The sequence below is a fragment of the Streptomyces sp. NPDC004721 genome (assembly GCF_053601495.1).
In genome coordinates, this window is the sequence record NZ_JBSGBZ010000001.1 from 181,862 (window position 1) to 206,683 (window position 24,822).

Genomic DNA, 24,822 nt, shown 5'->3' on the forward strand with positions numbered 1-24,822 from the left:
CGCCTCACCCCTGCGGCTCCAGGTCCTCCTCCTCGAACACCAGCAGCGTGCGCGTGCTGAGTACCTCGGGGATGGCCTGGAGCCGGGTGAGGACCAGCTCACGCAGCGCCCTGTTGTCCGGGGTGTGCACCAGCAGCAGGACGTCGAAGTCGCCGCCGACCAGCGCGATGTGGTGGGCGCCGGGCAGCTGCCTGAGCTGCTCGCGCACCGTGCGCCAGGTGTTCTGCACGATCTTCAGCGTGATGTACGCGGAGGTGCCGTGCCCCGCGCGCTCGTGGTCGACGCGGGCGCCGAAGCCGCGGATGACGCCGTCCTCGATGAGCCGGTTGATCCGGGCGTAGGCGTTGGCGCGCGAGACGTGGACCCGTTCGGCGACCGACCGTATCGACGCGCGCCCGTCCGTCTGGAGCATGCGCAGGATGTCCTGGTCGATGGCGTCCAGCGGGCGCGGCGGCGGTACGGCGCCGTCCGGCTCCTCGGCCATTTGTTCAGGTGCCATGTCCCCCCGCCTTTCCCTCGTGGACGTAGTGCGTCCATCTCAGGTTGTGGAGAACCGTTTGTCCACAGCCTGGGCCCGCCTGTAGCCAAAATGTGCCGACGACCGAACAATCGGTAGGTGGGGCGCGTCACAGCCGACGCGCCTCTCGTAGCCGCTCCCACGAGGAGGTGCCGTCATGACGGTCATGGAGCAGCGAGGCGCGTACCGGCCATCGCCGCCGCCCGCCTGGCAGCCCCGTACCGACCCCGCGCCGCTGCTGCCCGACGCGGAGCCCTACCGCGTCCTGGGGACGGAGGCGGCCGCGAAGGCCGACCCGGAGCTGCTGCGCCGTCTGTACGCGCAGCTGGTCCTGGGCCGCCGTTACAACACGCAGGCCACCGCCCTGACCAAGCAGGGCCGCCTGGCGGTCTACCCCTCCAGCACCGGCCAGGAGGCCTGCGAGGTCGCCGCGGCGCTCGCCCTGGAGGAGCGCGACTGGCTCTTCCCCAGCTACCGCGACACGCTCGCCGTCGTGGCCCGCGGCGTCGACCCCGTCGAGGCCCTGACGCTGCTGCGCGGCGACTGGCACACCGGCTACGACCCCTACGAGCACCGTGTCGCCCCGCTGTCGACGCCGCTCGCCACCCAGCTGCCGCACGCCGTCGGTCTCGCCCACGCCGCGCGCCTCAAGGGCGACGACGTGGTCGCGCTGGCGATGATCGGCGACGGCGGCACCAGCGAGGGCGACTTCCACGAGGCGCTGAACTTCGCCGCCGTCTGGCAGGCCCCCGTCGTCTTCCTCGTGCAGAACAACGGCTTCGCGATCTCCGTCCCGCTCGCCAAGCAGACCGCGGCACCGACCCTGGCCCACAAGGCCGTCGGGTACGGCATGCCGGGCCGCCTGGTCGACGGCAACGACGCCGCCGCCGTGCACGAGGTGCTCGCCGACGCCGTGCGGCACGCGCGCGCGGGAGGCGGGCCCACCCTGATCGAGGCGGTGACCTACCGCATCGACGCCCACACCAACGCCGACGACGCCACCCGCTACCGCGGCGACGCCGAGGTCGAGGCCTGGCGCGAGCACGACCCGATCCAGCTGCTGGAGCGGGAGCTGACCGGACGCGGCCTGCTCGACGAGGACGGCGTCCGCGTCGCCCGCGAGGACGCCGAGGCGATGGCCGCGCGGCTGCGCGAGCGCATGAACCAGGACGCGCCGCTCGACCCCATGGACCTGTTCGCCCACGTGTACGCGGAGCCGACCCCGCAGCTGCGCGAGCAGCGCGACCAGCTGGTCGCCGAGCTCCAGGCCGAGTCGGAGGAGGGTACGGCCCGATGACCACCGTCGCGCTCAAGCCGGCCACCATGGCCCAGGCCCTCACGCGCGCGCTGCGCGACGCGATGGCCGCCGACCCTGCCGTGCACGTCATGGGCGAGGACGTCGGCACCCTCGGCGGCGTCTTCCGCATCACCGACGGCCTCGCCAAGGAGTTCGGCGAGGACCGCTGCACGGACACCCCGCTGGCCGAGGCCGGCATCCTCGGCGCCGCCGTCGGCATGGCCATGTACGGGCTGCGCCCGGTGGTCGAGATGCAGTTCGACGCCTTCGCCTACCCGGCGTTCGAGCAACTGGCCAGCCATGTCGCGAAGATGCGCAACCGCACCCGCGGCAAGATGCCCCTGCCGATCACCATCCGCATCCCCTACGGCGGCGGCATCGGCGGTGTGGAGCACCACAGCGACTCCTCCGAGGCGTACTACATGGCGACTCCGGGGCTCCATGTCGTCACGCCCGCGACCGTGGCCGACGCCTACGGGCTGCTGCGGGCCGCCATCGACTCCGACGACCCGGTCGTCTTCCTGGAGCCCAAGCGGCTGTACTGGTCGAAGGACACCTGGAACCCGGACGACCCACAGACCGTCGAGCCGGTGGGCCGCGCGGTGGTGCGGCGCACCGGCAGGAGCGCCACGCTGATCACGTACGGCCCGTCCGTGCCCGTCTGCCTCGAAGCCGCCGAGGCGGCGCGGGCCGAGGGCTGGGAGCTGGAGGTCGTCGACCTGCGCTCGCTGGTGCCGTTCGACGACGAGACGGTGTGCGCGTCGGTGCGGCGCACCGGACGTGCGGTCGTCGTGCACGAGTCGACCGGGTTCGGCGGCCCGGGCGGGGAGATCGCCGCCCGTGTCACGGAGCGCTGCTTCCACCACCTGGAGGCACCGGTGCTGCGCGTGGCCGGGTTCGACCTCCCCTACCCGCCGCCGATGCTGGAGCGGCACCACCTGCCCGGTGTCGACCGGATTCTGGACGCCGTGGCGCGTCTGCAGTGGGAGGCGGAGAGCTGATGGCACAGGTGCTGGAGTTCAGGCTCCCCGACCTCGGGGAGGGGCTCACCGAGGCGGAGGTCGTCCGCTGGCTGGTCGAGGTGGGTGACGTGGTCGCCATCGACCAGCCGGTCGTCGAGGTCGAGACGGCCAAGGCGATGGTCGAGGTGCCCTGCCCCTACGCCGGCGTGGTCACCGCCCGCTTCGGCGAGGAGGGCACGGAACTGCCCGTGGGAGCGCCGCTGCTGACGGTGGCGGTCGGGGAGCAGGACGCCGGTGACGCGGGTGACGCCACCGAGGGCTCCGGCAACGTCCTGGTCGGCTACGGCACGGGGGCGCCTCCGGCGCGCCGCCGCAGGGTGCGCCCGGCACCGATGGCGTCGGGCTCGCGTGGCGCGAGCGGCGCCGTGGAAGCGGCGGCGCCCGTCGCGGCCGCGGCACCGGCCGCCAACGGGTCCGCGCGTACGGCGGGCGTTCCGGCGGTGGCCCACGCGACCGCGGTGGCCGAGCGGGCCGCCGACGGTCCCGTTCCCGTGATCTCGCCGCTCGTGCGCCGCCTCGCGCGGGAGAACGGCGTGGACCTGCGGCAGCTGTCGGGCTCCGGGCCCGAGGGGCTGATCCTGCGCGCGGACGTCGAGGACGTGCTCAGGACCGACGCGGCACGGGGCCGCGGCGCCGGCGCACCGGCCGCTCCCGCGACCGCGCCCACCGCCGGGCCGGTGCAGGCCTCCGGCTCCCGCGTTCCGCTCAAGGGGGTGCGCGGCGCCGTCGCCGACAAGCTGTCCCGCAGCCGCCGGGAGATTCCGGACGCGACCTGCTGGGTGGACGCCGACGCCACGGAGCTGATGCGCGCCCGGGCCGCCATGAACGCCGCCGGGGGACAGAAGATCTCCCTGCTCGCGCTGCTGGCCCGGATCTGCACGGCCGCGCTCGCCCGCCATCCCGAGCTCAACTCGCGGGTCGACATGGAGGCCAGGGAGATCGTCCGGCTGGACGCCGTGCACCTCGGCTTCGCCGCGCAGACCGAACGCGGGCTCGTCGTCCCGGTCGTACGGGACGCGCACACGCGCGACGCGGAGTCGCTGACCGCCGAGTTCGCCCGGCTGACCGAGGCGGCCCGCGCGGGTACCCTCACTCCGGCCGAACTCACCGGCGGGACCTTCACGTTGAACAACTACGGAGTGTTCGGCGTCGACGGCTCCACGCCGATCATCAACCACCCCGAGGCCGCCATGCTCGGCGTCGGCCGCATCGTCCCCAAGCCGTGGGTGCACGAGGGCGAGCTGGCGGTGCGGCAGGTCGTCCAGCTCTCGCTCACCTTCGACCACCGGGTGTGCGACGGCGGAACGGCGGGCGGTTTCCTGCGGTATGTGGCTGACTGCGTGGAACAGCCGGCGGTGCTGCTGCGCACACTGTGACGGCAGTGTCCCGCCCGCGTTCCCCTTGATCGCGGGCGGGACGCATACTCGGGGGGTGACCTCCTACGAGCCCCTCGCTCACGACGCCGTCGTGCTCGCCGGAGGAGCCGCCCGGCGGCTCGGCGGCGCGGACAAGCCCGGCCTGCGCGTCGGCGGCCGCGCGCTGCTCGACCGCGTGCTCGCCGCCTGCGCCGACGCGGACACGACGGTGGTGGTCGCCGACCCCCGTCCCACCGCTCGGCCCGTGCGCTGGGCACGTGAGGAACCGGCTGGCGCCGGACCGCTCGCCGCGCTCGACGCCGGGCTGCGCCACACCACGGCGGACCATGTCGTCGTACTCTCCGCCGACCTGCCGTTCCTCGAACGCGACACGGTACGGCGGCTGTTGACGGCCCTGAGGGCCGGCCGGGCCGACGGCGTGCTGCTCACCGACGCCGGCGGCCGCGACCAGCCGCTCGTGGCCGCCTATCGCGCGCAGGCGCTGCGCCGCGCGCTGGCCGCGCTCGCCCGCGCCGCGTCCGACGGCGGCTCCGCCCGGGACGGCGCCCTCACCGGGCTGCCGCTGCGCCGGCTCAGCGCCGCGCTCGATCTCACCCGCGTCCCCGACGACGTCGCGTCCTTCGACTGCGACACCTGGGACGACATCGTCATCGCCAGAGCACGTATCAGGGAGCATGGGCACGTGTTGGATGAATGGATTTCCGCAGTCAAGGACGAGTTGGGCATCGATCTGGACGTCGACACCCGCGCGCTGCTCGACCTCGCCCGCGACGCCGCCCACGGTGTGGCCCGGCCCGCGGCACCCCTGACCACCTTCCTCGTCGGCTATGCGGCCGCGCAGGCCAAGGGCGGCCCCGAAGCCGTCGCCGAGGCCGCCCGCAAGGCCGCGGCCCTCGCCCAACGCTGGGCGGACGAGACCGCCGGCGGCACCGGTATGCCCGACGTGGCGCCCGACGCCACGCCCGACACCCGCCCGGACGTCTGATGCCCGGCCGTGGCATGCGGGTCGGTGAAACCGCCGAAACCGCCGAAACCGCCGAAACCGCCGAAACCGCCGAGGACACCGAGAACGCCGAGAACGCCGAGGACGCCGAGGACGCCGAGGACGCCGAGGACGCCGAGGACTTCGACGTGGAGGAGGCGCTCGCCCTGGTGAACGAAGGCAGCAGTCGGCATGCCCCCGAGCCCGGCCGGGGCCGGGCGGGACGCGGCGGCACCCCCGGTTCCGGTTCCACCTCCTTCGAGGACCACGGGAGCGCCGGGTCCGGTCACGGCACCCCGCACCCCGCGCACCCCCAGGAGGCCCGCCACCAGGCCATCGCCTGGCCGCAGGCCCGCGAGACCGCCGCCCGCGCGGGCCGTGCCGGTGCCCGCCGGGCCCCCGTCCCGGTGCCCCTCGAGGCCGCCCTGGGACTGGTCCTGGCCGTACCCCTGACCGCCCTGTGCGACCTGCCCTCCTTCGACACCTCCGCCATGGACGGCTGGGCGGTCGCCGGCCCCGGCCCCTGGGACGTACGCGACAAGGGCGTCCTGGCCGGGCACGACGAGCCCGACCCGCTCACCGACGGCGAGGCGGTACGCGTCGCGACCGGCGCCCGCGTCCCGCAGGACACCACGGCCGTGCTGCGCAGCGAACACGGCCGCACCGATGCCAAGGGCCGGCTGTACGCCACCGAGGAGTCCGGGCACGGCAAGGACATCCGCCAGCGTGGGCAGGAGTGCCGCATTGGCGACCAGTTGCTGCCCGTCGGCACCCTGGTGACCCCGGTGGTGCTCGGTCTGGCCGCGGCCGCCGGGTACGACACCCTCGCCACGGTCCCCCGTCCCCGCGTCGACGTCCTCGTGCTCGGCGACGAACTGCTCACCGAGGGCCTGCCGTACGACGGACGGATCCGGGACGCGCTCGGCCCGATGCTGCCCCCCTGGCTGCGCGCGCTGGGCGCCGAGGTCACCCGTGTGCGCCGGATCGGCGACGACGCCAAGGCCCTGCACAAGGCGGTCACCGGGTCGCAGGCCGACGTGATCGTCACCACCGGGGGAACCGCCGCCGGACCGGTCGACCACGTCCACCCCACCCTGCGCCGCATCGGCGCCGAACTGCTGGTGGACGGCGTCCAGGTGCGCCCCGGCCACCCCATGCTCCTGGCCCGCACCAAGGAGAACCAGCACCTCGTCGGCCTGCCCGGCAATCCGCTCGCGGCCGTCTCGGGTCTGCTGACGCTCGCCGAGCCGCTGCTGCGCACGCTGGCCGCGCGCCCGGCCCCGGAGCCGTACACGCTGCCGCTGACGGACGCGGTGCACGGGCACCCGGACGACACCCGGCTCGTGCCCGTGGTGCTGCGCGGCGACCGCGCTGTTCCGCTGCACTACAACGGCCCCGCCATGCTGCGCGGCGTCGCGGCGGCCGATGCCCTCGCCGTCGTACCACCGGGTGGCTCCCGACCGGGTCAGGAGGCCGAACTCCTCGACCTGCCCTGGGCCGCCGCCGGAATCGGGGTGTGTTTCACGTGAAACTTCCGGGCCATGACGCGATCGCCCGCCAGGCGGACGAGCATCTCGTGACCCATCGGGTGAAGCTCCCCCGAAAAGTCGTGGAGCGCCCGATACGTCAGGTCGGCAAACGACTGTTCCTGGCGGTGCTGGTGCTGCTCGTGACGGTTGTGATCGTCTACGCCGACCGCGAGGGATACCAGGACAGTGCCAAAGAAGCCCCGATGGACCTCATCGCCGCCGCGTACTACGCGACGGTGACCCTCTCCACGACCGGATACGGCGACGTCACCCCCGTCAGCGACAGCGCGCGTCTCACCAACATCTTCGTCATCACCCCGCTGCGTGTGATCTTCCTGATCATCCTGGTCGGCACCACACTCGAAGTCCTCACCGAGCGAACCCGTGAGGAATGGCGTCTGAATCGCTGGAGGTCCACTTTGCGCGATCACACCGTCGTCGTCGGATTCGGCACGAAGGGGAGGTCGGCGCTCCAGACCGTCTGTGCGGCCGGGCTGAAGAAGCAGCAGGTCGTCGTGGTCGACCCCAGCGCCAAGGTGGTCGACGCGGCCACGGCGGAGGGCTATGCGGGCGTGGTCGGAGACGCCACCCGCAGCGAGGTGCTCATGCGGGCCGAGGTGCAGCGGGCACGGCAGATCATCATCGCCACCCAGCGGGACGACACCGCCGTGCTGGTCACGCTGACCGCCCGGCAGATCAACCGGGCGGCGAAGATCGTCGCGGCGGTGCGGGAGGAGGAGAACGCGCCGCTGCTCAAGCAGTCCGGGGCCGACGCCGTCGTCACCAGCGCGAGTGCGGCGGGGCGGCTGCTCGGGCTGTCCGTGCTCAGTCCGGCCGCGAGCATGGTCCTGGAGGACCTCATCCAGCAGGGCAGCGGCCTGGACATCATAGAACGGCCCGTCATAAAGGCCGAGGTGGGCCAGGACCCGCGGGACATGGACGACCTGGTGGTGAGCGTGCTGCGCGGACACCGGGTGCTGGGCTACGACGACCCGTCCGTACGGGAACTGGAGCTGACCGACCGTCTGATCACCATCGTCCGGGCCACACCGGGAACGAAGGTCACCCCTGACACACGGCCGCTCCCTCAGGACTGACGCCGGCACCGCGAAGCAGTAGCGTCGGGCCCATGCATGCGATCACGATTCCCGAACCCGGTGGGCCCGAGGCGTTGGTGTGGGACGAGGTACCGGATCCCGTGCCCAGCGAGGGGGAGGTGCTGGTCGAGGTGGCGGCGAGTGCCGTCAACCGGGCCGACATCCTGCAACGGCAGGGCTTCTACAACCCGCCGCCCGGTGCCTCCCCGTACCCCGGTCTGGAGTGCTCCGGGCGGATCGCCGCACTCGGCCCCGGGGTGTCCGGCTGGGCCGTCGGCGACGAGGTGTGCGCACTGCTCGCGGGCGGCGGTTACGCCGAGAAGGTCGCCGTTCCGGCCGGTCAGCTGCTGCCCGTGCCCGACGGCGTCGGCCTGAGGCAGGCCGCGGCGCTGCCGGAGGTGACCTGCACCGTCTGGTCCAACGTCTTCATGGTCGCTCAGCTGCGCCCCGGGGAGACACTGCTCGTGCACGGCGGCTCCAGCGGCATCGGCACGATGGCGATCCAGCTCGCCCGGGCCGTGGGCGCGAAGGTCGCCGTGACCGCGGGCACCAAGGAGAAGCTCGAGCGCTGCGCCGAACTGGGCGCCGAGATCCTGATCAACTACCGCGAGCAGGACTTCGTCGAGGAGATCCGGCGGGCCACGGACGGGAACGGCGCCGACGTGATCCTCGACAACATGGGGGCCAAGTACCTGGACCGCAACGTCCAGGCCCTCGCCGTCAACGGCCGGCTCGCGATCATCGGCATGCAGGGCGGGGTCAAGGGCGAGCTGAACATTGGCACCCTGCTCGGCAAGCGGGCCGCGATCAGCGCGACCTCGCTGCGCGCCCGCCCGCTGAGCGAGAAGGCGGCCATCGTCGCCGCCGTACGCGAACACGTCTGGCCGCTGATCGCCGACGGGCACGTCCGGCCGGTGGTCGACCAGGAACTCCCGATGAGCGACGCCGCGGCCGCCCACCGGATCCTGGAGGAGAGCGGCCACATCGGCAAGGTGCTCCTGGTGACGCCCTGATCCCCGCACCTCCACCGCCGTACCGGTTGCGCCGGAGCTAGCTCCGGCGCAACCGCAGGGCGATGAACGCCAGGCCGAGGCCGAGGCCGATCAGGACGAGCCCGCTGGCCAGGGACAGGGACCGCAGCACGGGTCCGATCTCGGTCTGCGCGACGGGCAGGGCGCCGGCACTGTCCTGCGGCCCGGACGGCACGGGAGCGGCCTCCTGACCCGAGGGCAAGGTGCTCGTCGCCTCCGGCGTCGCGCTCGCCCTCTCGAAGTCCTCGCTGCCGTCGTCGTGCTCCCTCTCCCTCTCCCACCAGTGCGGCCGCCCCGGCCGATGCCGTCCCTCACCGGGGCGGCTCCCGGCCCGCGACGGGTCGGAGGACGACAGGGACGGGGACGACGATGAGGAGGGGGAGGAAGGGGACGAGGCGGGGCGTGAGGCTGGGGACGGCGGGGGCCCGTGGACCGGCGAGGGGACGGCCATCCGGGGGGCAGACGTACCGGACGCAGAGGCGCCGGAGGCGTCCGCGGCGGTCCTGGACGCGATGTCGTGCGGCGCGGCGGAGGCCGAGGGCGCCCGCGCGGCGCCGTGCGCCGTGGCGGAGCCACCGACCAGGACGGCCGCTGCCAGGGCGATCAGCAGTCCCGTCACGCGCAGCAGAGCGCGCAGCCATGGAGTCACGTCGGGGACCCCCTCACGGTGCCCGGCCAGCGGATCAGATCATTTCTGCAACAACAGTCACATCACTGGACCAATCCGGCATTCCAGGATCGGCCACCGGGTCGAACCCACTGCACAATCCGGTTATGGCGATACGTCACGGACTGCTGGCGCTCCTGGCGGACGGCCCCCGCCACTGCTCCCGGCTGCGCGCCGAGTTCGAGGTGCGCACGGGGGCGGCCCGGCCGCTGGACATCGGCCGGGTCTGCGCCGCGCTCGGCCGCCTGGAGCACGACGGCCTGGTCACCCGGGAGGGCGTGGACGAGGCCGGCCGGGTGGTCTACGCACTGGCCGAGGCGGGCCGCGCCGAGCTGCGGGCCTGGTACGCGCGGCCGGTGGAGCGGACGGGTCCGTCGTGCGACGAGCTGGCGATCAAGCTGGTGCTGGCGGTGGGGGCGCCCGGCGTCGATGTGCGCGAGGTCGTCGAGGCGCAGCGCCGCCATGTGTCCGAGGCGCTGCACGACTACGTGCGGCAGCGCGCCGAGGTCCTGGCCGGCCCGCTCGGGGGGCCGTGCGAGGTGGCCCGGCTGCTGGTCGTGGAGCAGCTGATCTGCTGTGCCGAGGCGGAGTCCCGCTGGCTGGACCACTGCGAGGCCCGACTGCTCCGGCTGGGCCTCCCCAGGGTCGAAGACGCGGGGAAATGACGCGGTGGACCGCTTTCCGTGGGGGCGCCACGGAAGTGGCATGTACGGGTGCGCGACAATGGCGGCATGGAGATGCCGAGGAACGAACGGTCGCCGGAGAATCCGCAGATCCTGGTCGTGGGCCAGGACGGAATGGCGCTCGGCGGTGGCGGGGGCGACGACTCCCGTGAGACCCCGGTGACGGAGCAGGTGGAGCAGCCCGCGAAGGTCATGCGGATCGGCAGCATGATCAAGCAGCTTCTCGAAGAGGTGCGCGCGGCTCCCCTGGACGAGGCCAGCCGGGTCCGGCTGAAGGAGATCCACGCGAGCTCGGTCAAGGAGCTGGAGGATGGCCTGGCGCCGGAACTCGTCGAGGAGCTGGAGCGGCTCTCCCTGCCGTTCACCGACGAGGGAACCCCCAGTGACGCCGAACTGCGTATCGCGCAGGCGCAGTTGGTGGGCTGGCTGGAGGGTCTCTTCCACGGGATCCAGACGACTCTGTTCGCCCAGCAGATGGCCGCCCGCGCCCAGCTGGAGCAGATGCGCCGTGCCCTGCCCCCGGGTATCGGGCACGACGGCGGCGACGACCCCCACACGGGCGGCCGCTCGGGCGGGCCGTACCTGTAGGCGCCCGTACGCGCAGGTGTCCTGCCCGCGGGCGCCGGGTCCGTCGGCCGTACGCCGCGCCCCCGCCCGCACCTGTCCTCGGAGCGCGGACGTGACAAGGCCCCGGCAGCCGTACTGCCGGGGCCTTCTTCTTACGGGACCGCGCTTCTCACGGGACCGCCCGCCGTGCTCGACGGGAGCCGGACGGGACGGTGACGGTCAGGACGACTCGGGGTTGCCGGTCGAGACGTAGAGCTGGATCACCGGCATGTTCTTCGGGTCGACGTCCGTGTCGGCCGCGGGGTACTGGTTCATGACCGTGTCCTGGCCGTACGTGTTCTCGTTGGTGTCGATCTTCTTCAGCTTCCAGCCGGCGGCCTGGAGGCACTCCTTGACCGAACCGAGGTTCTTGTACCGGAAGTCCGGCAGCCTGATCTTGTCCGGGTCGTTGTACGCCTCCCGGGGCTCCTTGCAGTCGTCGGAGTCGATCGTCTTCGAGGTGTCCGGCCCGCGGTGGCCCTCGACCACCGCGGCGGACGCGCTCGCGCTGCCGCCCCCGCCCTTGGCCTCGTCTCCGCTGCCGCCGTTGTCCATGGCCAGCGCGACGATCAGGCCGAGCACCGCGATGGCGGCGACGGCGATCGACCCGATGACCACGGGCCTGGTGCTCCGGCCGCCGCCCGGCGGGGGCGTGTGCTGGGGCGAGGCGGCGTACGGCGGCGGGGTCGGCGCCTGCTGCTGCGCGTACGGCGACGCGACGGGCGTCTGGTAGCCGGGCTGCTGCGGGTAGCCGTAACTCGCGGGCGTGGGGGCGCCGGTGCTGTAGGGATTGGGTGTCGGGGCCGGCTGGTACGGCGTCTGCACGTGGCCCTGGGGGACCGGGGACGTCTGGTCGACGGGCGGGAAGACGGCCGAGCCGACGCCCGCGCCGCTCGGCGTGTGGGCGCCGGGGACGATGCTGGGCGCGGCCGCCTGGAAGGAGGCCGCCACACGCAGGCACTCGTCGCGCATGGACTCGGAGCTCGGGAAGCGCTCGTTGGGGTTCTTCTTCAGCGCGCGGGCGACCAGCGCGTCCACCGCCGGAGGAAGCGAGCGGTTGATCGAGGAGGGCGCCACCGGCTCCTCCTGTACATGCGCGTACGCGATGGCCAGGGGTGAGTCCGCGTCGAACGGCAGCCGCCCGGTGACCAGTTGGAACAGCATGATGCCGACCGAGTACAGGTCGGACCGCGCGTCCACGCCCCGGCCGAGCGCCTGTTCCGGCGAGAGGTACTGCGGGGTGCCGACGACCATGCCGGTCTGCGTCATCGACGTCACGCCGGACTGCATGGCGCGGGCGATGCCGAAGTCCATGACCTTGACCACGCCGCGCTTGGTCATCATCACGTTGCCCGGCTTGATGTCGCGGTGGACCAGGCCCATTTCGTGGCTGATCTCCAGTGCGGCGAGCACGTCCGCGGTGATCTTCAGGGCCTTGTCGGCGGGCATCGCGCCCTGCTGCCGGATGTCCTCCTCCAGCACCGAGCCGAGGGGGCGGCCCGCGACGTACTCCATGACGATGTACGGCGTCGTCATGCCGTCCACATCGTCCTCGCCGGTGTCGAAGACCGAGACGATGTTGGTGTGCGTGAGCTTGGCCACTGCCTGGGCCTCGCGGCGGAACCGCTCGCGGAAGGCCTGTTCGCGGCCGAGTTCGGTGTGGAGTGTCTTGATCGCGACCTGGCGGTCGAGCACGGAGTCGTAGGCGAGGTGCACCGAGGCCATGCCGCCCTCGCCGAGCAGGTCGCGCAGCTGGTAGCGGCCGCCGGCCAGGGCCCGTCCCGCGTACTGGCCGTGTGCGCCGTCCTGGCTCATGTCTCCGCGTCCCCCACTAGGCCGTCCGGCGTCCTCGTTGATCGAATGAGTCATTCCCGGCCAAGTCTGCCCCAGGGCACTGACACGTCAAGCTCGGTGCCCGTTCCGTGACCGTACGCGAAAGAAGCGTCGCGGAAGCGTTACAGCAGGCGTACGGCCGGTACACGGAATTTGCACCACGGCATCCGTACGAGGTTTCATGGCCGGTCCGTCTCGGGCCGGTTCCGGCGGTGCTCGCCGCGACGATCCTGGACCGGCGGCCCCCGCGAAGCCTGTAGCGTGGCCGACGGAGACCGTGACAACACCGCGCGCACCGCGGGCAGAAACGACGGCGAGGACTGATGGCACAGCAGCATCGCGCCCAGGGCCCGTCCGACCCCGAGGCGAGTGGCGGCGGTATGTCGGACGCGCCGGAGATGTGGGGCAACGACGGCCTGGTCGGTGACGGTAGGTACCGGCTGACGCACAGACTCGGCCGGGGCGGCATGGCCGAGGTGTTCGCCGCCGAGGACGTGCGCCTCGGGCGGACCGTGGCGGTCAAACTGCTCCGCGCCGACCTGGCCGAAGACCCCGTCTCCAAGGCCCGGTTCACACGTGAGGCCCAGTCGGTGGCCGGGCTCAACCACCACGCGATCGTCGCCGTGTACGACTCCGGCGAGGACCAGGCGGGCGGCCAGGCCGTGCCGTACATCGTGATGGAGCTGGTCGAGGGCCGCACCATCCGCGATCTGCTGCTCAACGCCGAGGCGCCCGGCCCGGAGCAGGCGCTGATCATCGTCTCCGGTGTCCTGGAGGCGCTGGCCTACTCGCACCAGCACGGCATCGTGCACCGCGACATCAAGCCGGCCAACGTCATCATCACCGACAACGGCGCCGTGAAGGTGATGGACTTCGGCATCGCCCGCGCCCTGCACGGGGCGTCCACGACGATGACGCAGACCGGCATGGTCATGGGCACTCCGCAGTACCTCTCCCCGGAACAGGCTCTCGGCAAGGCCGTCGACTACCGCTCCGACCTGTACGCCACGGGCTGCCTGCTGTACGAACTCCTCGCGCTGCGGCCTCCGTTCACCGGCGAGACCCCGCTGTCGGTGGTCTACCAGCACGTCCAGGACATGCCGGTGCCGCCGTCGCAGGTCCCCGGCGGCACGTGCCCGCCGGAGCTCGACGGCCTTGTCATGCGCTCGCTGGCCAAGGAGCCCGACGACCGTTTCCAGACCGCCGAGGAGATGCGCGGGCTGATTCAGTACGGGCTGCAGATGCTGTACGACCAGGGCGGCCACACCGGCACCTGGCACACCGGCCCGGTCGAGGCGCACGACGGCCGGCACACCCCGGCGGCCGGCTACGCGGGCACGACCGCGATGCCGCACCAGGCCGACCTCGGCTCCGGCACCACGCAGATCCCCCAGCCGATCCTGCCCGCCGGATACGGCAGCTCCGACGACGGCGGCTTCGAGGGGCACGGCAACAAGGGCAGCGGCCGCGGCAAGCTGTGGATCCTGGCCGTCCTCGCGGTGATCGCCATCGCCGCGGGCGTGGCACTGGCGCTGCAGAAGACCGGCGGCGACACCGGCACCGGCGTCGACACCACCAAGTCGCCGTCGAACACGCAGTCCACCGAGGACGCGCAGCCCAGCACCACCCCGAGCGACTCGTCGAACGAGCAGCCGTCGGACACCTCGACGGACCGGAACCAAGGCTCCGGTGGGGGCGGCTGGAAGTACACGCCGTCGTACCGGCCGTCGTGGACCCCGTCGGAGCCGTCCCGCCAACAGCCCTCCAACGAGCAGTCCGACCCGCAGACCTCCAGCGAACCGGCCGACCCCCCGCCTGCGTCGACGCCCGCGGACACGAGCGGCGGTCCGGGCGACGGCTCCGGGGACGTTGGCGGTGGCGGTAGTGGCGACCCCGTCGGCACCGCCGCGGGGGCGGCGGGGAACCCCGTCGGGGGCAACTGAGTCCCGCCGCGAACCGAGCATCCTTCGCGCGCGCGTGAGGCCGTACGGGCCCCACGCGCGCGTGGTGTTTCCCGGCCCTTTCGGCGTCACTCCGCGAACGCGCCGCACACCGTGCCGTACTCCCGCGTCCACCACACCGCGAGCGCCGAGGCGGCCGGGAACTGCGGGTCCGCGCGGGTGTCGCCGCGCTCGTAGTGCCAGCGCAGCATCCAGAAGTCGTTCAGGCGCTCCCACCACACGCGGTGCACGGCCGCCGCGAGTTCCGAGGGGCCGGCGCCGGCCGCCCGCCGGTACGCGCGCGCGTACGCCCTGACCTTCGGCAGGTCCAGGGTGCCGGCGGGCCGGACGAAGAAGATCGCGGCGGCGCGCACCGCCTCCTCCGCGCGGGGCTGCACACCGAGCCGGTCCCAGTCGACGATCGCGGCGGGGGCGTCCCCCTGGTAGAGCAGGTTGAAGGGGTGGAAGTCGCCGTGCACCCAGCCGACGGGCCCGCCGGGCGGCGGACGCCGGTCCGCGTGCTGTTCCAGGAGCGCGCGCCGCTCCAGGAGCCGGTGCCGGGCCAGTTCGTCGAAGGCGTCCGGGGGCCGGTGGCGGCGGACGTGCCCGAGCAGGTCGTCGATCAGTGTGAAGGTGTCGGCGGGATCGGCGCTCTCCACGGGGTGGGGACTCGCGGCGGGGCGGGTGCGGCCCTTGGGCGGCATCACCCGCTCCAGGCACGCGTGCACGGCTCCCAGCAGCGCCCCCAGACGGGCGCACTGCTTGGTGGTGAGCTGCCCGCCGTGCCGGTGCCGGCCGTCGATCCAGGGGTGCAGGGCATAGGCGTGGCCGCCGACGACGGCGACCGTGCGCCCGTCGCGGCCGGTGAGCGGCGGGGCCACCGGGACGCCGAGGTCGGCCAGGCGCTGGGTGGCCCGGTGCTGGCGCGCGATGGCGGCGGGGTCGGCGGTGTCCGGATCGAAGTGGTGCTTGAGGAAATAACGGCCGCGGGTCGTGCACAGCCGGTAGCCGCGGTTGAGCAGGCCCTGGTCGACCGGCTCGCAGGTGAGGGCGGAACCGGCGGCGTACTGGCGCAGCAAGGCGCTCAGAGGGGGCGCGTGGGGCATGGGGGGTGGTACACATGGGCGCGGCACGCGCCAGATGCTAGGGCACCGGCGGAGGCCGTGAGCTGGGGCTTGTCACAGACAGTCGTCGGTGGTCGCTTTCGGTCACATGAGGTCGCGATGTCGTCCCGACAGCCGCCCGTCGTGCGCCGGTGCGCTCTCTGCGGCATTCCTTGCCGCCGCCCGGCGGGTCCTGTTTCGCCGTCCCCCGTGCGGGGTCATCCATCAAGAGCAGTTCCGGCCATTCGCCGACCCTTCCCGACTCAGGGGTGGCCGGGATAACGTGCCGGTGTTCCGGCCCCCCTGCACGGCTGTGACCAGCGGCTGCCCCGACTGTCCGGTGAGGTACTTGGACGTCCAAGTGAAAATACTTGGAAATCCAAGGAAACGCCCAGGTCAGGAGGGGTTTCCCAGAAATGTGGAGCACTGGGTAACGTGACTGCTGCAGGGCGCTCGCCGGGGCACCTGTCACGCCTGTTCCCGGCCGAGTGGCACCCACCCCGTGCCCGGTGGTCCGGAACAGGTGAGCCGCACTGGCTACCGGCAACCCCGGGGCCGGACCGACGGAGGAGCACACGTGACCGTGGAGAGCACTGCCGCGCGCACATCGCGACGCAGCGCCGGAAGCAAGGCCGGCGCGACCGGCGCGAAAGCCGCCGGCACCGGGCGGCGTACCGGCGCCAAGAAGAGCGCCGACCCCGAACTCGTGCAGTTGCTGACGCCCGAGGGCAAGCGCGTCAAGAACGCCGAGTACGACAAGTACGTCGCCGGCATCACCGCCGAGGAGCTTCGCGGCCTGTACCGCGACATGGTGCTCACCCGCCGCTTCGACGCCGAGGCCACCGCCCTGCAGCGCCAGGGCGAACTGGGGCTGTGGGCCTCGCTGCTCGGCCAGGAGGCCGCCCAGATCGGCTCCGGCCGCGCCACCCGCGAGGACGACTACGTCTTCCCGACCTACCGTGAGCACGGCGTCGCCTGGTGCCGCGGGGTGGATCCGACCAACCTGCTCGGCATGTTCCGGGGTGTGAACAACGGCGGCTGGGACCCCAACGGCAACAACTTCCACCTCTACACGATCGTCATCGGCTCCCAGGCGCTGCACGCCACCGGCTACGCGATGGGCGTCGCCAAGGACGGTGCCGACTCCGCGGTCATCGCCTACTTCGGCGACGGTGCCTCCAGCCAGGGCGACGTGGCCGAGGCCTTCACCTTCTCCGCGGTCTACAACGCCCCCGTGGTGTTCTTCTGCCAGAACAACCAGTGGGCGATCTCCGAGCCGACCGAGAAGCAGACCCGCGTCCCGCTCTACCAGCGCGCGGCGGGCTTCGGCTTCCCCGGCGTCCGCGTCGACGGCAACGACGTGCTGGCCTGCCTCGCCGTCACCAAGTGGGCGCTGGAGCGCGCTCGCAGCGGCGAGGGCCCCACCCTGGTCGAGGCGTACACCTACCGCATGGGCGCCCACACCACCTCCGACGACCCCACCCGATACCGGGGCGACGAGGAGCGCCTGGCCTGGGAGGCGAAGGACCCGATCCTGCGCCTTCGCCGCCACCTGGAGGCCGCAAACCACGCGGACGAGGGATTCTTCGAGGAACTCGAGACCGAGAGCGAAGCGTTGGGCAAACGAGTGCGCGAAGCGGTCCGTGCCATGCCGGACCCGGACCTCTTCGCCATCTTCGAGAACGTGTACGCGGACGGGCACGCGCTCGTCGACGAGGAGCGCGCCCAGTTCGCCGCCTACCAGGCGTCGTTCGCGGACGCAGAGGGGGTCTGATCATGGCTGCTGAGAAGATGGCCCTGGCCAAGGCGATCAACGAGTCGCTGCGCCGCGCCCTGGACAACGACCCCAAGGTCCTCATCATGGGCGAGGACGTCGGCAAGCTCGGCGGCGTGTTCCGGGTGACGGACGGCCTCCAGAAGGACTTCGGCGAGAGCCGTGTCATCGACACCCCGCTCGCCGAGTCCGGCATCGTCGGCACCGCGATCGGCCTCGCCCTGCGCGGCTACCGCCCGGTGGTCGAGATCCAGTTCGACGGCTTCGTCTTCCCGGCGTACGACCAGATCGTCACGCAGCTCGCGAAGATGCACGCCCGCTCGCTGGGCAAGGTCAAGCTCCCGGTCGTCGTCCGCATCCCCTACGGCGGCGGCATCGGCGCGGTCGAGCACCACTCGGAGTCCCCCGAGGCGCTGTTCGCGCACGTGGCGGGCCTGAAGGTCGTCAGCCCCTCCAACGCGTCGGACGCGTACTGGATGATGCAGCAGGCCATCCAGAGTGACGACCCGGTGATCTACTTCGAGCCCAAGCGGCGCTACTGGGACAAGGCCGAGGTCAACACGGAGGCCATCCCGAACCCGCTGCACAAGGCGCAGGTCGTCCGCGAGGGCACGGACCTGACCCTGGCGGCCTACGGCCCGATGGTGAAGCTCTGCCAGGAGGTCGCCGCCGCGGCCGCCGAGGAGGGCAAGTCCCTGGAGGTCCTGGACCTGCGCTCGGTCTCCCCGATCGACTTCGACGCCATCCAGGCCTCGGTGGAGCGGACCCGCCGCCTCGTCGTCGTCCACGAGGCGCCGGTGTTCTTCGGCTCCGGCGCGGAGATCGCCGCCCGGATCACCGAGCGCTGCTTCTACCACCTGGAGGCCCCCGTGCTGCGGGTCGGCGGCTACCACGCCCCGTACCCGCCGGCCCGCCTGGAGGAGTCCTACCTGCCGGACCTGGACCGCGTGCTCGACGCCGTCGACCGCTCGCTGGCGTACTGAGGGAGAGGTTCGTGACGACGATGACCGATGGGTCCGTGCGTGAGTTCAAGATGCCGGATGTCGGCGAGGGTCTGACCGAGGCGGAGATCCTCAAGTGGTACGTCCAGCCCGGTGACACGGTCACCGACGGCCGGGTGGTCTGCGAGGTCGAGACCGCCAAGGCGGCCGTCGAACTGCCCATCCCCTACGACGGGGTGGTGCGCGAGCTGCACTTCGCCGAGGGCACCACGGTGGACGTGGGCACGTCCATCATCGCGGTGCAGGTGGCGGGCGCGGCGCCGGCCGAGGTCCCGGCGCAGGCCGCCGCTCCGGTGGCAGAGCCGAAGACCGAGCCGAACACGGACGGGGAGGAGAAGCCGCAGGGCCGCCAGCCGGTGCTCGTGGGCTACGGCGTCTCGGCGTCCTCCACCAAGCGCCGTCCGCGCAAGGGCCCGGAGGCCGCGGCCGCCCCGGCGGCGACGGCACCCCGGCCGGAGCTGAACGGCCACGGCGCCGCGGCCCCGGCGGCCGCCGCGGCGCCCACCGGGCCCCGCCCGCTGGCCAAGCCTCCGGTGCGCAAGCTGGCCAAGGACCTGGGCGTGGACCTCGCCGCGGTCGTGCCGTCCGGCCCGGACGGCATCATCACGCGCGAGGATGTGCACGCGGCGGTGGCGGCACCGGCCGCACCCACGGCCCCCGAGGCGCCGGCGGCGGTGGCCCCGGCGGCCGCGGCTCCGGCTCCCGCCGCGAGCTACGACGGGGCGCGCGAGACCCGTATCCCCGTCAAGGGCGTCCGCAAGGCGACGGCGGCGGCGATGGTCGGCTCGGCGTTCACGGCCCCGCACGTCACGGAGTTCGTGACGGTGGACGTGACGCGCACGATGAAGCTGGTCGAGGAGCTCAAGCAGGACAAGGAGATGCAGGGGCTGCGGGTCAACCCGCTGCTGCTGATCGCCAAGGCCCTGCTGGTCGCCATCAAGCGCAACCCGGAGATCAACGCGTCCTGGGACGAGGCGGCTCAGGAGATCGTCCAGAAGCACTACGTCAACCTGGGCATCGCGGCGGCGACCCCGCGCGGCCTGATCGTCCCGAACGTCAAGGACGCCCACGTCAAGACGCTGCCGCAGCTCGCGGAGGCGCTTGGCGAGCTGGTGTCCACGGCACGCGAGGGCAGGACGTCCCCGGCGGCCATGCAGGGCGGCACGGTGACGATCACCAACGTCGGCGTCTTCGGCGTCGACACCGGCACGCCGATCCTCAACCCCGGCGAGTCCGCGATCCTCGCCGTCGGCGCGATCAAGCTCCAGCCGTGGGTCCACAAGGGCAAGGTCAAGCCCCGCCAGGTCACCACGCTGGCGCTCAGCTTCGACCACCGCCTGGTCGACGGCGAACTCGGCTCCAAGGTCCTGGCCGACGTGGCCGCGATCCTGGAACAGCCGAAGCGACTGATCACCTGGGCCTAGCGGCCTACGGCGAAACGGGGCGGCGCACCTCTCACGGAGGTGCGCCGCCCCGGCGTTTGCGGTGGTGTCAGCTCGGCTGGTGGGTGCGCAGTGCGTTCAGGAGGGCGGCTCCGCGTTCGGCGTCGTCCACGCTGACCGCGAAGTCGCTCCGGCTGCCCCGGGCCCGGATCACCAGGCACTCCCCGGCCCGTAGCATGACCGTGGTGCCCAGGCCGCTGAAGCGGTAGCCCCAGCCGCCGACCTGCGCGGGCGTACGGTTCTCGGCGCGGGCGGACTCGATCGTGTCGGGCGCCCAGCGCCGTACCGGCCAGCCGAGCGGGCCGAAGGCCACCTCCAGGCCCCGCCGGGACACACGCGTCTGGACCGAGGCGCAGCCGGCCCCCGCGAGGGACGCGACCGCGCACGAGGCGAACAGCGACCACCCCGCGCCGGGCCCGGCGAGTCCGGCGACGAGCGCGACCAGGGCGGCCACCGCCACCACTCCGGTCACGGCCGCGACGAGGTGCAGCCAGAGGTTGGTGGTGCGCGAGAACCACACCACCCGCTGCCCCTCGGGGATCTCCAGCGTGGGCCCGTCGGTGTTCCGTCCCGGGGACGCCGGACCGGAGACCTGTCCCCGCGTGCCCACCAGCCAGCCGGCGATCCCGGCGAGCACCGCCGCCACCAGTGAGACGACGATGCCCGCGATCGGCAGCCCCACCTGGTGCCAGTCCGTGTGATCGAGGTTCGCCCGCACGACGGAGAGCTGGCCACCGACGATGAGCACACCGGCCGACAGCAGCCCGGCCAGGGCCCGCGGCCGCGTCACCGCCAGGCCGTCCTCTCCGGCCCGCCGCCGCAGCACCTCCATGCCCACGCCCAGCACGAGCCAGACCAGCGCGGGGACGAGGGAGGCCGCCCACAGCGGCATCGAGCCGTCGGCCGCGGATCCCTTCCAGTGGGTCGCCAACCGGTCCGGCAGCCGGTCGCTCGCGGCCCAGGGCAGCGCGGCGATCAGGACCGCGATACCGGCCGTCCAGACGGCGGTTCCCCAGCGCGTCCCGTTTCCGTGCCTGCTCGAGTTGTTCACCGCGTCCCCCTGATCATCTCGATGAGGTCGTTCGGGCTGTAGCCCAGGCGGCCCGCCTCGGCCACCAGTTCGTGCACCCGGATCCGCAGCCCCGAGTGCCGGTCCGCGCCCTCCGACACGGTCACCCCTCGTCCCCGGCGGAACTCCAGCAGTCCCTCGTCCCGCAGGCCGCGCAGGCCGCGCAGGACGGTGTTGATGTTGATGTCGAGCATCTGCGAGAGATCGCGCGCCGACGGCAGCCGGTCGCCAGGGCGGCATTCCCCCTCGGAGATGGCGCGCCGGACGGCGCCGGCGACCTGCTCGTGCAGAGGCCGGGTGTCCCTCTTGTCCAATCGCAGCAACATGATGCTAATGATGCTAGCACCATACATACACGCGGGCACAGGAAAAGGGCCCGCCGCTGAGGTCAGCGGCGGGCCCTTCGGCCTGGTGGGCGGGTGTCAGACCTTCTTGGCGAACCCGTAGTTCAGGAGCTTCGTGGCGTCCGTCGCGCGCTGCGCGTACGTGGTGGAGGCCAGAACCGTGCCGATGACGGTCCTGCCGTTCCTGGTGGCGGCGAAGACGAGGCAGGCCCCGGCCTGGGGGCCGGAGCCCGTCTTCACGCCGATCGCGCCGCTGTAGCTGTTGAGCAGCGTGTTCGTGTTCGTCCACGTGCCCATCGTGCGGGTGCTGCCCGTCTTGGTGACGGTCTTGGCCGTGTACGTCTTCGTCTTCACGATCGTGCGGAACGTGGAGTTCTTCATCGCGCTGCGCGCCAGCTTCGTCAGGTCGCGCGGCGTGGAGTAGTTGTTGCCGTTGCCGATGCCGTCGAACGAGTCGAAGCGCGTGTTCGTCATGCCGAGGCTCTTGGCGCTGCTGTTCATCTTGCCGATGAAGGACTTCACGCGGGCGTCCCGCGTCGTGCCCGAGCCGTACTTGTCGGCCAGCGCGTACGCGGCGTCGCAGCCCGAGGGCAGCATCAGGCCGTACAGCAGCTGGCGGACGGTGACCTTGTCGCCGACGATCAGGTGGGCCTGGGAGGCGTTGTTCTTGACGACGTAGTCGCTGTACGCCTTCTGGATGGTGACCTTGGCGTCGAGGTTCAGATTCGGCTGGGCCAGCACGACCTTGGCGGTCATGATCTTCGTGGTGGAGCCAGTGGAGCGCTTGGTGTCCGCGGCCTTGGTGTAGAGGGACTTGCCGGTCGCGTCGTCCATCACGTAGCCGCCCTTGGCCACGATCGACGGCACGGTGGCGGCCTGCGCGGGTGCCGCGGTGAGGGCCCCGGCGGCGAGCACGGCGCTCGTGGTCACGACGACTGCGGCGGCTCTGCGGATACGGATGCCCTGGATGCCGGTTTTCAAGTGAAGTACCCCGATTGCGTTGAATTCCTCTGCGGTGCGGCAGAGTTGGGAGCCCACAAAGTGGGGCCGCACCTGTCTGACTCACGGCCGGGGCGGATGGTTGCGCGGCTTCCGGGGCGGATTCGGCCGGCGGGCCGGATGGTCCGCATGCTGGATGGGACGAGCCTTGGGTACGTGTTGTATCTATGCTGTGGACATGAGCCTGGCCGTGAAACAGCCCCCCGCCGCCGATCGCGTGTACGCCCACGTCAAGCAAGCCGTCCTGGATCGCAGTTACGAGGGCGGCACCCTGCTGACGGAGGGGGAGCTGGCCGAGGCCGTCGGGGTCTCGCGCACGCCCGTGCGCGAGGCGCTGCTGCGGCTGGAGGTCGAGGGGCTCATCAAGCTCTACCCGAAGAAGGGGGCCCTCGTCCTGCCGGTCTCCGCGCAGGAGATCGCCGACGTGGTCGAGACCCGGCAACTGGTCGAGGAGCACGCGGCCCGGAAGGCCGTACCCGCACCGCCGGGGCTCATCGAGCGGCTCGAGGAACTGCTCCAGAAGCAGAAGAAGCAGGCCGCCGCCGGTGACTTCGCCGCGGCCGCCGTCACCGACCGCTGTTTCCACGCCGAGATCGTCCGCAGCGGCGGCAACGAGATCCTGTCCCGGCTCTACGACCAGTTGCGCGACCGGCAGCTGCGCATGGGCGTCGCCGTCATGCACTCCCACCCCGACCGGCTCGCCAAGACCCTCGCCGAGCACGAGGAGATCCTGGACGCGCTGCGCTCGGGGAACGCGGAGGCGGCCGTCGACGTCGTGCACCGGCACGTCAGCTGGTTCTCCCACCTCGCCCGGGGGGAGGTCCGGTGAGCTCGTCGTCCTCGTCGTCCTCGTCGTCCTCGCCGGCCTCCCTGCCCGGTGATCCGCCCGGCGGCCGACGCGCCGTCGCCGTCTGGAGCATCGGTGTCGCCGTCTACTTCGTCGCCGTCATCTTCCGCACCTCCCTGGGCGTCGCCGGACTCGACGCCGCCGACCGCTTCCACGTGGGCGCCTCGGCGCTGTCGACGTTCTCGATCCTCCAACTCCTCGTCTACGCCGGTATGCAGATACCGGTCGGCCTGCTCGTCGACCGGCTCGGCACCAAGAAGGTGCTGGCCATCGGCGCCGTGCTCTTCACGGCCGGTCAGCTCGGCTTCGCGTTCTCCCCGTCGTACGGCACCGCGCTCGCCTCGCGCGCGCTGCTCGGCTGCGGGGACGCCATGACGTTCATCAGTGTGCTGCGGCTGGGCACCCGGTGGTTCCCCGCCCGGCGCGGGCCGCTGGTCGCCCAGCTGGCCGGGCTGGCCGGAATGGCGGGCAACCTGGTGTCCACGCTGGTGCTGGCCCGGCTGCTGCACGGCGTGGGCTGGACGGCGGCCTTCGCGGGCAGCGCGCTGGCCGGAGCGGTGGTGCTGGTGCTGCTGGTGCTGTTCCTCAAGGACCACCCGGAGGGCCACGAACCGGAACCGCTGCCCCACCTGGGCGCCGCGTTCGTACGCCGGCAGATCGCCGCGGCCTGGCGGGAGCCCGGGACGCGGCTCGGGCTGTGGGTGCACTTCACCACGCAGTTCCCGGCGATGGTGTTCCTGCTGCTGTGGGGGCTGCCGTTCCTGGTCGAGGCCCAGGGCCTGTCGCGGGCGGACGCGGGTGAACTGCTCACGCTCGTCGTGGTGTCCAACATGGCCGTCGGGCTCGTGTACGGGCAGATCGTCGCCCGGCACCACGCGGCGCGGCTGCCGCTCGCGCTCGGCACGGTGGCGGCGACCTCGGGCATGTGGGCGGTGACGCTGGCGTATCCGGGCGGGCGGGTGCCGATGTGGCTGCTGGTCGTGCTGTGCCTGGTGCTCGGCGCGTGCGGTCCGGCCTCGATGATCGGGTTCGACTTCGCGCGGCCGGCGAATCCGGCGGAGCGTCAGGGGACGGCGTCGGGCATCACCAACATGGGCGGCTTCGTGGCCTCGATGACGACGCTGTTCGCGATCGGTGTGCTGCTGGACGCGACCGGGGACGACTACAGGATCGCCTTCTCGGCGGTGTTCGTGCTCCAGGCGCTGGGCGTGAGCCAGATCCTGCGGCTGCGGAAGCGGGCGGCCCGGCGGGAGCGGGAGCGGCTGGTCGCCAGCCGGGTGGAGACGGTGCACGTGCCGGCGTGACGGTGCCCTGCGCCGCCGCCGCGAGCCGGGGCCGGGGCCGGTGCGCTCGCCGCGGCCGGGAGGCGCCTCCCCCCGGCTCCTGGAGCAGGGGGGAGGCGGCTCGCCCCCGGGGAGGCACGTCTGTCCGTGGCCACGGTCCTGGTGCCGCGACGGGCAACGTTCACCCCGTCGCGACGCCCGGCACGCTCCCCCGAGCTCTTCGAGCAGGGGGTACCTCCACTCGCCGCACCGGCCGAAAGCCCAAGTACGTCCAGTACGAGGACTTCCGGCCGGCACTCCCCCGAGCTCTTCGAGCAGGGGGTACCCCCAGAGCACGCACCGGACGCCGCTCCTTGACGGGCGAACGTTGCCTGCCGGGG

22 protein-coding genes are annotated in these 24,822 nt (G+C 72.4%); 15 read left to right on the plus strand and 7 right to left on the minus strand.

Translation table 11 applies throughout. The features are described from left to right. Positions 1-4: 4 nt before the first annotated feature. Positions 5-484: an Lrp/AsnC family transcriptional regulator gene (locus ACWEK3_RS00880; protein WP_384175055.1), complete on the minus strand. Its 480-nt coding sequence runs from the start codon at positions 482-484 to the stop codon at positions 5-7. Between the two features lie 190 nt (positions 485-674). Here ACWEK3_RS00880 and pdhA (ACWEK3_RS00885) point away from each other — a divergent pair, with 190 nt between their 5' ends. The 7 genes from pdhA (ACWEK3_RS00885) to ACWEK3_RS00915 are packed head-to-tail and all read left to right on the plus strand — an operon-like array spanning position 675 to position 8,833. Continuing rightward, a complete protein-coding gene (pdhA, locus tag ACWEK3_RS00885) occupies positions 675-1,814 on the plus strand; it encodes a pyruvate dehydrogenase (acetyl-transferring) E1 component subunit alpha (RefSeq protein WP_453248600.1) in 1,140 nt (379 codons plus the stop codon). Then, positions 1,811-2,815, plus strand: a complete 1,005-nt coding sequence (locus tag ACWEK3_RS00890) for an alpha-ketoacid dehydrogenase subunit beta (protein WP_361413430.1) — start codon at positions 1,811-1,813, stop codon at positions 2,813-2,815. The genes pdhA (ACWEK3_RS00885) and ACWEK3_RS00890 overlap by 4 nt, the downstream gene beginning before the upstream one ends. Beyond that, complete coding sequence (locus ACWEK3_RS00895; protein ID WP_453248601.1) at positions 2,815-4,212, plus strand: dihydrolipoamide acetyltransferase family protein; 1,398 nt, start codon at positions 2,815-2,817, stop codon at positions 4,210-4,212. Before ACWEK3_RS00890 ends, ACWEK3_RS00895 begins: the two co-directional genes overlap by 1 nt. A 55-nt stretch (positions 4,213-4,267) precedes the next feature. Beyond that, positions 4,268-5,197, plus strand: a complete 930-nt coding sequence (locus tag ACWEK3_RS00900) for an NTP transferase domain-containing protein (protein WP_453248602.1) — start codon at positions 4,268-4,270, stop codon at positions 5,195-5,197. Positions 5,198-5,211: 14 nt separating this feature from the next. Beyond that, positions 5,212-6,723 (plus strand): molybdopterin molybdotransferase MoeA, encoded by a 1,512-nt coding sequence (locus tag ACWEK3_RS00905; protein ID WP_453248603.1) that lies wholly within the window; start codon positions 5,212-5,214, stop codon positions 6,721-6,723. Continuing rightward, a complete protein-coding gene (locus ACWEK3_RS00910; protein ID WP_141359814.1) occupies positions 6,720-7,820 on the plus strand; it encodes a potassium channel family protein in 1,101 nt (366 codons plus the stop codon). Before ACWEK3_RS00905 ends, ACWEK3_RS00910 begins: the two co-directional genes overlap by 4 nt. A 32-nt stretch (positions 7,821-7,852) precedes the next feature. Beyond that, entirely contained in the window at positions 7,853-8,833 is a 981-nt protein-coding gene (locus ACWEK3_RS00915; RefSeq protein ID WP_450547658.1) for an NAD(P)H-quinone oxidoreductase, read from the plus strand. 37 nt (positions 8,834-8,870) lie between these two features. Here ACWEK3_RS00915 and ACWEK3_RS00920 read toward each other — a convergent pair whose 3' ends face one another. Beyond that, complete coding sequence (locus tag ACWEK3_RS00920; protein ID WP_453248604.1) at positions 8,871-9,500, minus strand: hypothetical protein; 630 nt, start codon at positions 9,498-9,500, stop codon at positions 8,871-8,873. A 125-nt stretch (positions 9,501-9,625) separates the two neighbouring features. Between ACWEK3_RS00920 and ACWEK3_RS00925 the strand changes: the two genes are divergently transcribed. Continuing rightward, entirely contained in the window at positions 9,626-10,183 is a 558-nt protein-coding gene (locus tag ACWEK3_RS00925; RefSeq protein WP_450547410.1) for a PadR family transcriptional regulator, read from the plus strand. A 66-nt stretch (positions 10,184-10,249) separates the two neighbouring features. After that, entirely contained in the window at positions 10,250-10,789 is a 540-nt protein-coding gene (locus ACWEK3_RS00930) for a bacterial proteasome activator family protein (RefSeq protein ID WP_361413407.1), read from the plus strand. Positions 10,790-10,987: 198 nt separating this feature from the next. Here ACWEK3_RS00930 and ACWEK3_RS00935 read toward each other — a convergent pair whose 3' ends face one another. Further along, the gene (locus tag ACWEK3_RS00935; RefSeq protein ID WP_450547411.1) at positions 10,988-12,622 is read right to left on the minus strand and encodes a protein kinase domain-containing protein; all 1,635 of its coding nucleotides are present in this window, start codon (positions 12,620-12,622) and stop codon (positions 10,988-10,990) included. A gap of 341 nt (positions 12,623-12,963) precedes the next feature. Here ACWEK3_RS00935 and ACWEK3_RS00940 point away from each other — a divergent pair, with 341 nt between their 5' ends. Next, positions 12,964-14,583, plus strand: coding sequence for a protein kinase domain-containing protein (locus ACWEK3_RS00940; RefSeq protein WP_453248605.1), 1,620 nt, complete (start codon positions 12,964-12,966; stop codon positions 14,581-14,583). An 86-nt stretch (positions 14,584-14,669) separates the two neighbouring features. Here ACWEK3_RS00940 and ACWEK3_RS00945 read toward each other — a convergent pair whose 3' ends face one another. Beyond that, positions 14,670-15,686 carry a phosphotransferase gene (locus ACWEK3_RS00945; protein ID WP_450547413.1) on the minus strand — a complete coding sequence of 339 codons (1,017 nt, stop codon included), beginning with the start codon at positions 15,684-15,686 and terminating at the stop codon, positions 14,670-14,672. A gap of 574 nt (positions 15,687-16,260) precedes the next feature. Here ACWEK3_RS00945 and pdhA (ACWEK3_RS00950) point away from each other — a divergent pair. Genes pdhA (ACWEK3_RS00950) through ACWEK3_RS00960 form a run of 3 tightly spaced genes read left to right on the plus strand, consistent with a single transcriptional unit; the run spans position 16,261 to position 19,882 of the window. After that, positions 16,261-17,457 (plus strand): pyruvate dehydrogenase (acetyl-transferring) E1 component subunit alpha, encoded by a 1,197-nt coding sequence (gene pdhA, locus ACWEK3_RS00950; protein ID WP_376397537.1) that lies wholly within the window; start codon positions 16,261-16,263, stop codon positions 17,455-17,457. A 2-nt stretch (positions 17,458-17,459) separates the two neighbouring features. Further along, complete coding sequence (locus tag ACWEK3_RS00955; RefSeq protein ID WP_361413393.1) at positions 17,460-18,440, plus strand: alpha-ketoacid dehydrogenase subunit beta; 981 nt, start codon at positions 17,460-17,462, stop codon at positions 18,438-18,440. 11 nt (positions 18,441-18,451) lie between these two features. Beyond that, positions 18,452-19,882 (plus strand): dihydrolipoamide acetyltransferase family protein, encoded by a 1,431-nt coding sequence (locus ACWEK3_RS00960; protein WP_453248606.1) that lies wholly within the window; start codon positions 18,452-18,454, stop codon positions 19,880-19,882. Positions 19,883-19,949: 67 nt separating this feature from the next. On the opposite strand, the gene ACWEK3_RS00965 is transcribed toward ACWEK3_RS00960, so the two are convergent. From ACWEK3_RS00965 to ACWEK3_RS00975, 3 genes are all read right to left on the minus strand, one after another. Next, a complete protein-coding gene (locus ACWEK3_RS00965) occupies positions 19,950-20,951 on the minus strand; it encodes a DUF1648 domain-containing protein (RefSeq protein ID WP_450547009.1) in 1,002 nt (333 codons plus the stop codon). Then, positions 20,948-21,295: a GntR family transcriptional regulator gene (locus ACWEK3_RS00970; protein ID WP_450547010.1), complete on the minus strand. Its 348-nt coding sequence runs from the start codon at positions 21,293-21,295 to the stop codon at positions 20,948-20,950. The genes ACWEK3_RS00965 and ACWEK3_RS00970 overlap by 4 nt, the downstream gene beginning before the upstream one ends. A 96-nt stretch (positions 21,296-21,391) precedes the next feature. After that, positions 21,392-22,294 (minus strand): D-alanyl-D-alanine carboxypeptidase family protein, encoded by a 903-nt coding sequence (locus ACWEK3_RS00975; protein WP_450547011.1) that lies wholly within the window; start codon positions 22,292-22,294, stop codon positions 21,392-21,394. 196 nt (positions 22,295-22,490) lie between these two features. Between ACWEK3_RS00975 and ACWEK3_RS00980 the strand changes: the two genes are divergently transcribed. Both ACWEK3_RS00980 and ACWEK3_RS00985 read left to right on the plus strand, forming a co-directional pair. Then, on the plus strand, positions 22,491-23,141 hold the full coding sequence (locus ACWEK3_RS00980; RefSeq protein ID WP_450547012.1) for a GntR family transcriptional regulator: 651 nt from the start codon (positions 22,491-22,493) through the stop codon (positions 23,139-23,141). Continuing rightward, entirely contained in the window at positions 23,138-24,463 is a 1,326-nt protein-coding gene (locus ACWEK3_RS00985; RefSeq protein ID WP_450547013.1) for an MFS transporter, read from the plus strand. Before ACWEK3_RS00980 ends, ACWEK3_RS00985 begins: the two co-directional genes overlap by 4 nt. The last annotated feature ends 359 nt before the right edge of the window (positions 24,464-24,822 follow it).

Coding starts and splice junctions, on each gene's coding strand:
- ACWEK3_RS00940 (WP_453248605.1), top strand. CDS start 12,964: ATGGCACAGCAGCATCGCGCCCAGGGCCCGTCCGACCCCGAGGCGAGT.
- ACWEK3_RS00880 (WP_384175055.1), bottom strand. CDS start 484: ATGGCCGAGGAGCCGGACGGCGCCGTACCGCCGCCGCGCCCGCTGGAC.
- ACWEK3_RS00925 (WP_450547410.1), top strand. CDS start 9,626: ATGGCGATACGTCACGGACTGCTGGCGCTCCTGGCGGACGGCCCCCGC.
- ACWEK3_RS00955 (WP_361413393.1), top strand. CDS start 17,460: ATGGCTGCTGAGAAGATGGCCCTGGCCAAGGCGATCAACGAGTCGCTG.
- ACWEK3_RS00930 (WP_361413407.1), top strand. CDS start 10,250: ATGGAGATGCCGAGGAACGAACGGTCGCCGGAGAATCCGCAGATCCTG.
- ACWEK3_RS00905 (WP_453248603.1), top strand. CDS start 5,212: ATGCGGGTCGGTGAAACCGCCGAAACCGCCGAAACCGCCGAAACCGCC.
- ACWEK3_RS00935 (WP_450547411.1), bottom strand. CDS start 12,622: ATGAGCCAGGACGGCGCACACGGCCAGTACGCGGGACGGGCCCTGGCC.
- ACWEK3_RS00895 (WP_453248601.1), top strand. CDS start 2,815: ATGGCACAGGTGCTGGAGTTCAGGCTCCCCGACCTCGGGGAGGGGCTC.
- ACWEK3_RS00945 (WP_450547413.1), bottom strand. CDS start 15,686: ATGCCCCACGCGCCCCCTCTGAGCGCCTTGCTGCGCCAGTACGCCGCC.
- ACWEK3_RS00890 (WP_361413430.1), top strand. CDS start 1,811: ATGACCACCGTCGCGCTCAAGCCGGCCACCATGGCCCAGGCCCTCACG.
- ACWEK3_RS00980 (WP_450547012.1), top strand. CDS start 22,491: ATGAGCCTGGCCGTGAAACAGCCCCCCGCCGCCGATCGCGTGTACGCC.
- pdhA (WP_453248600.1), top strand. CDS start 675: ATGACGGTCATGGAGCAGCGAGGCGCGTACCGGCCATCGCCGCCGCCC.
- ACWEK3_RS00915 (WP_450547658.1), top strand. CDS start 7,853: ATGCATGCGATCACGATTCCCGAACCCGGTGGGCCCGAGGCGTTGGTG.
- ACWEK3_RS00970 (WP_450547010.1), bottom strand. CDS start 21,295: ATGTTGCTGCGATTGGACAAGAGGGACACCCGGCCTCTGCACGAGCAG.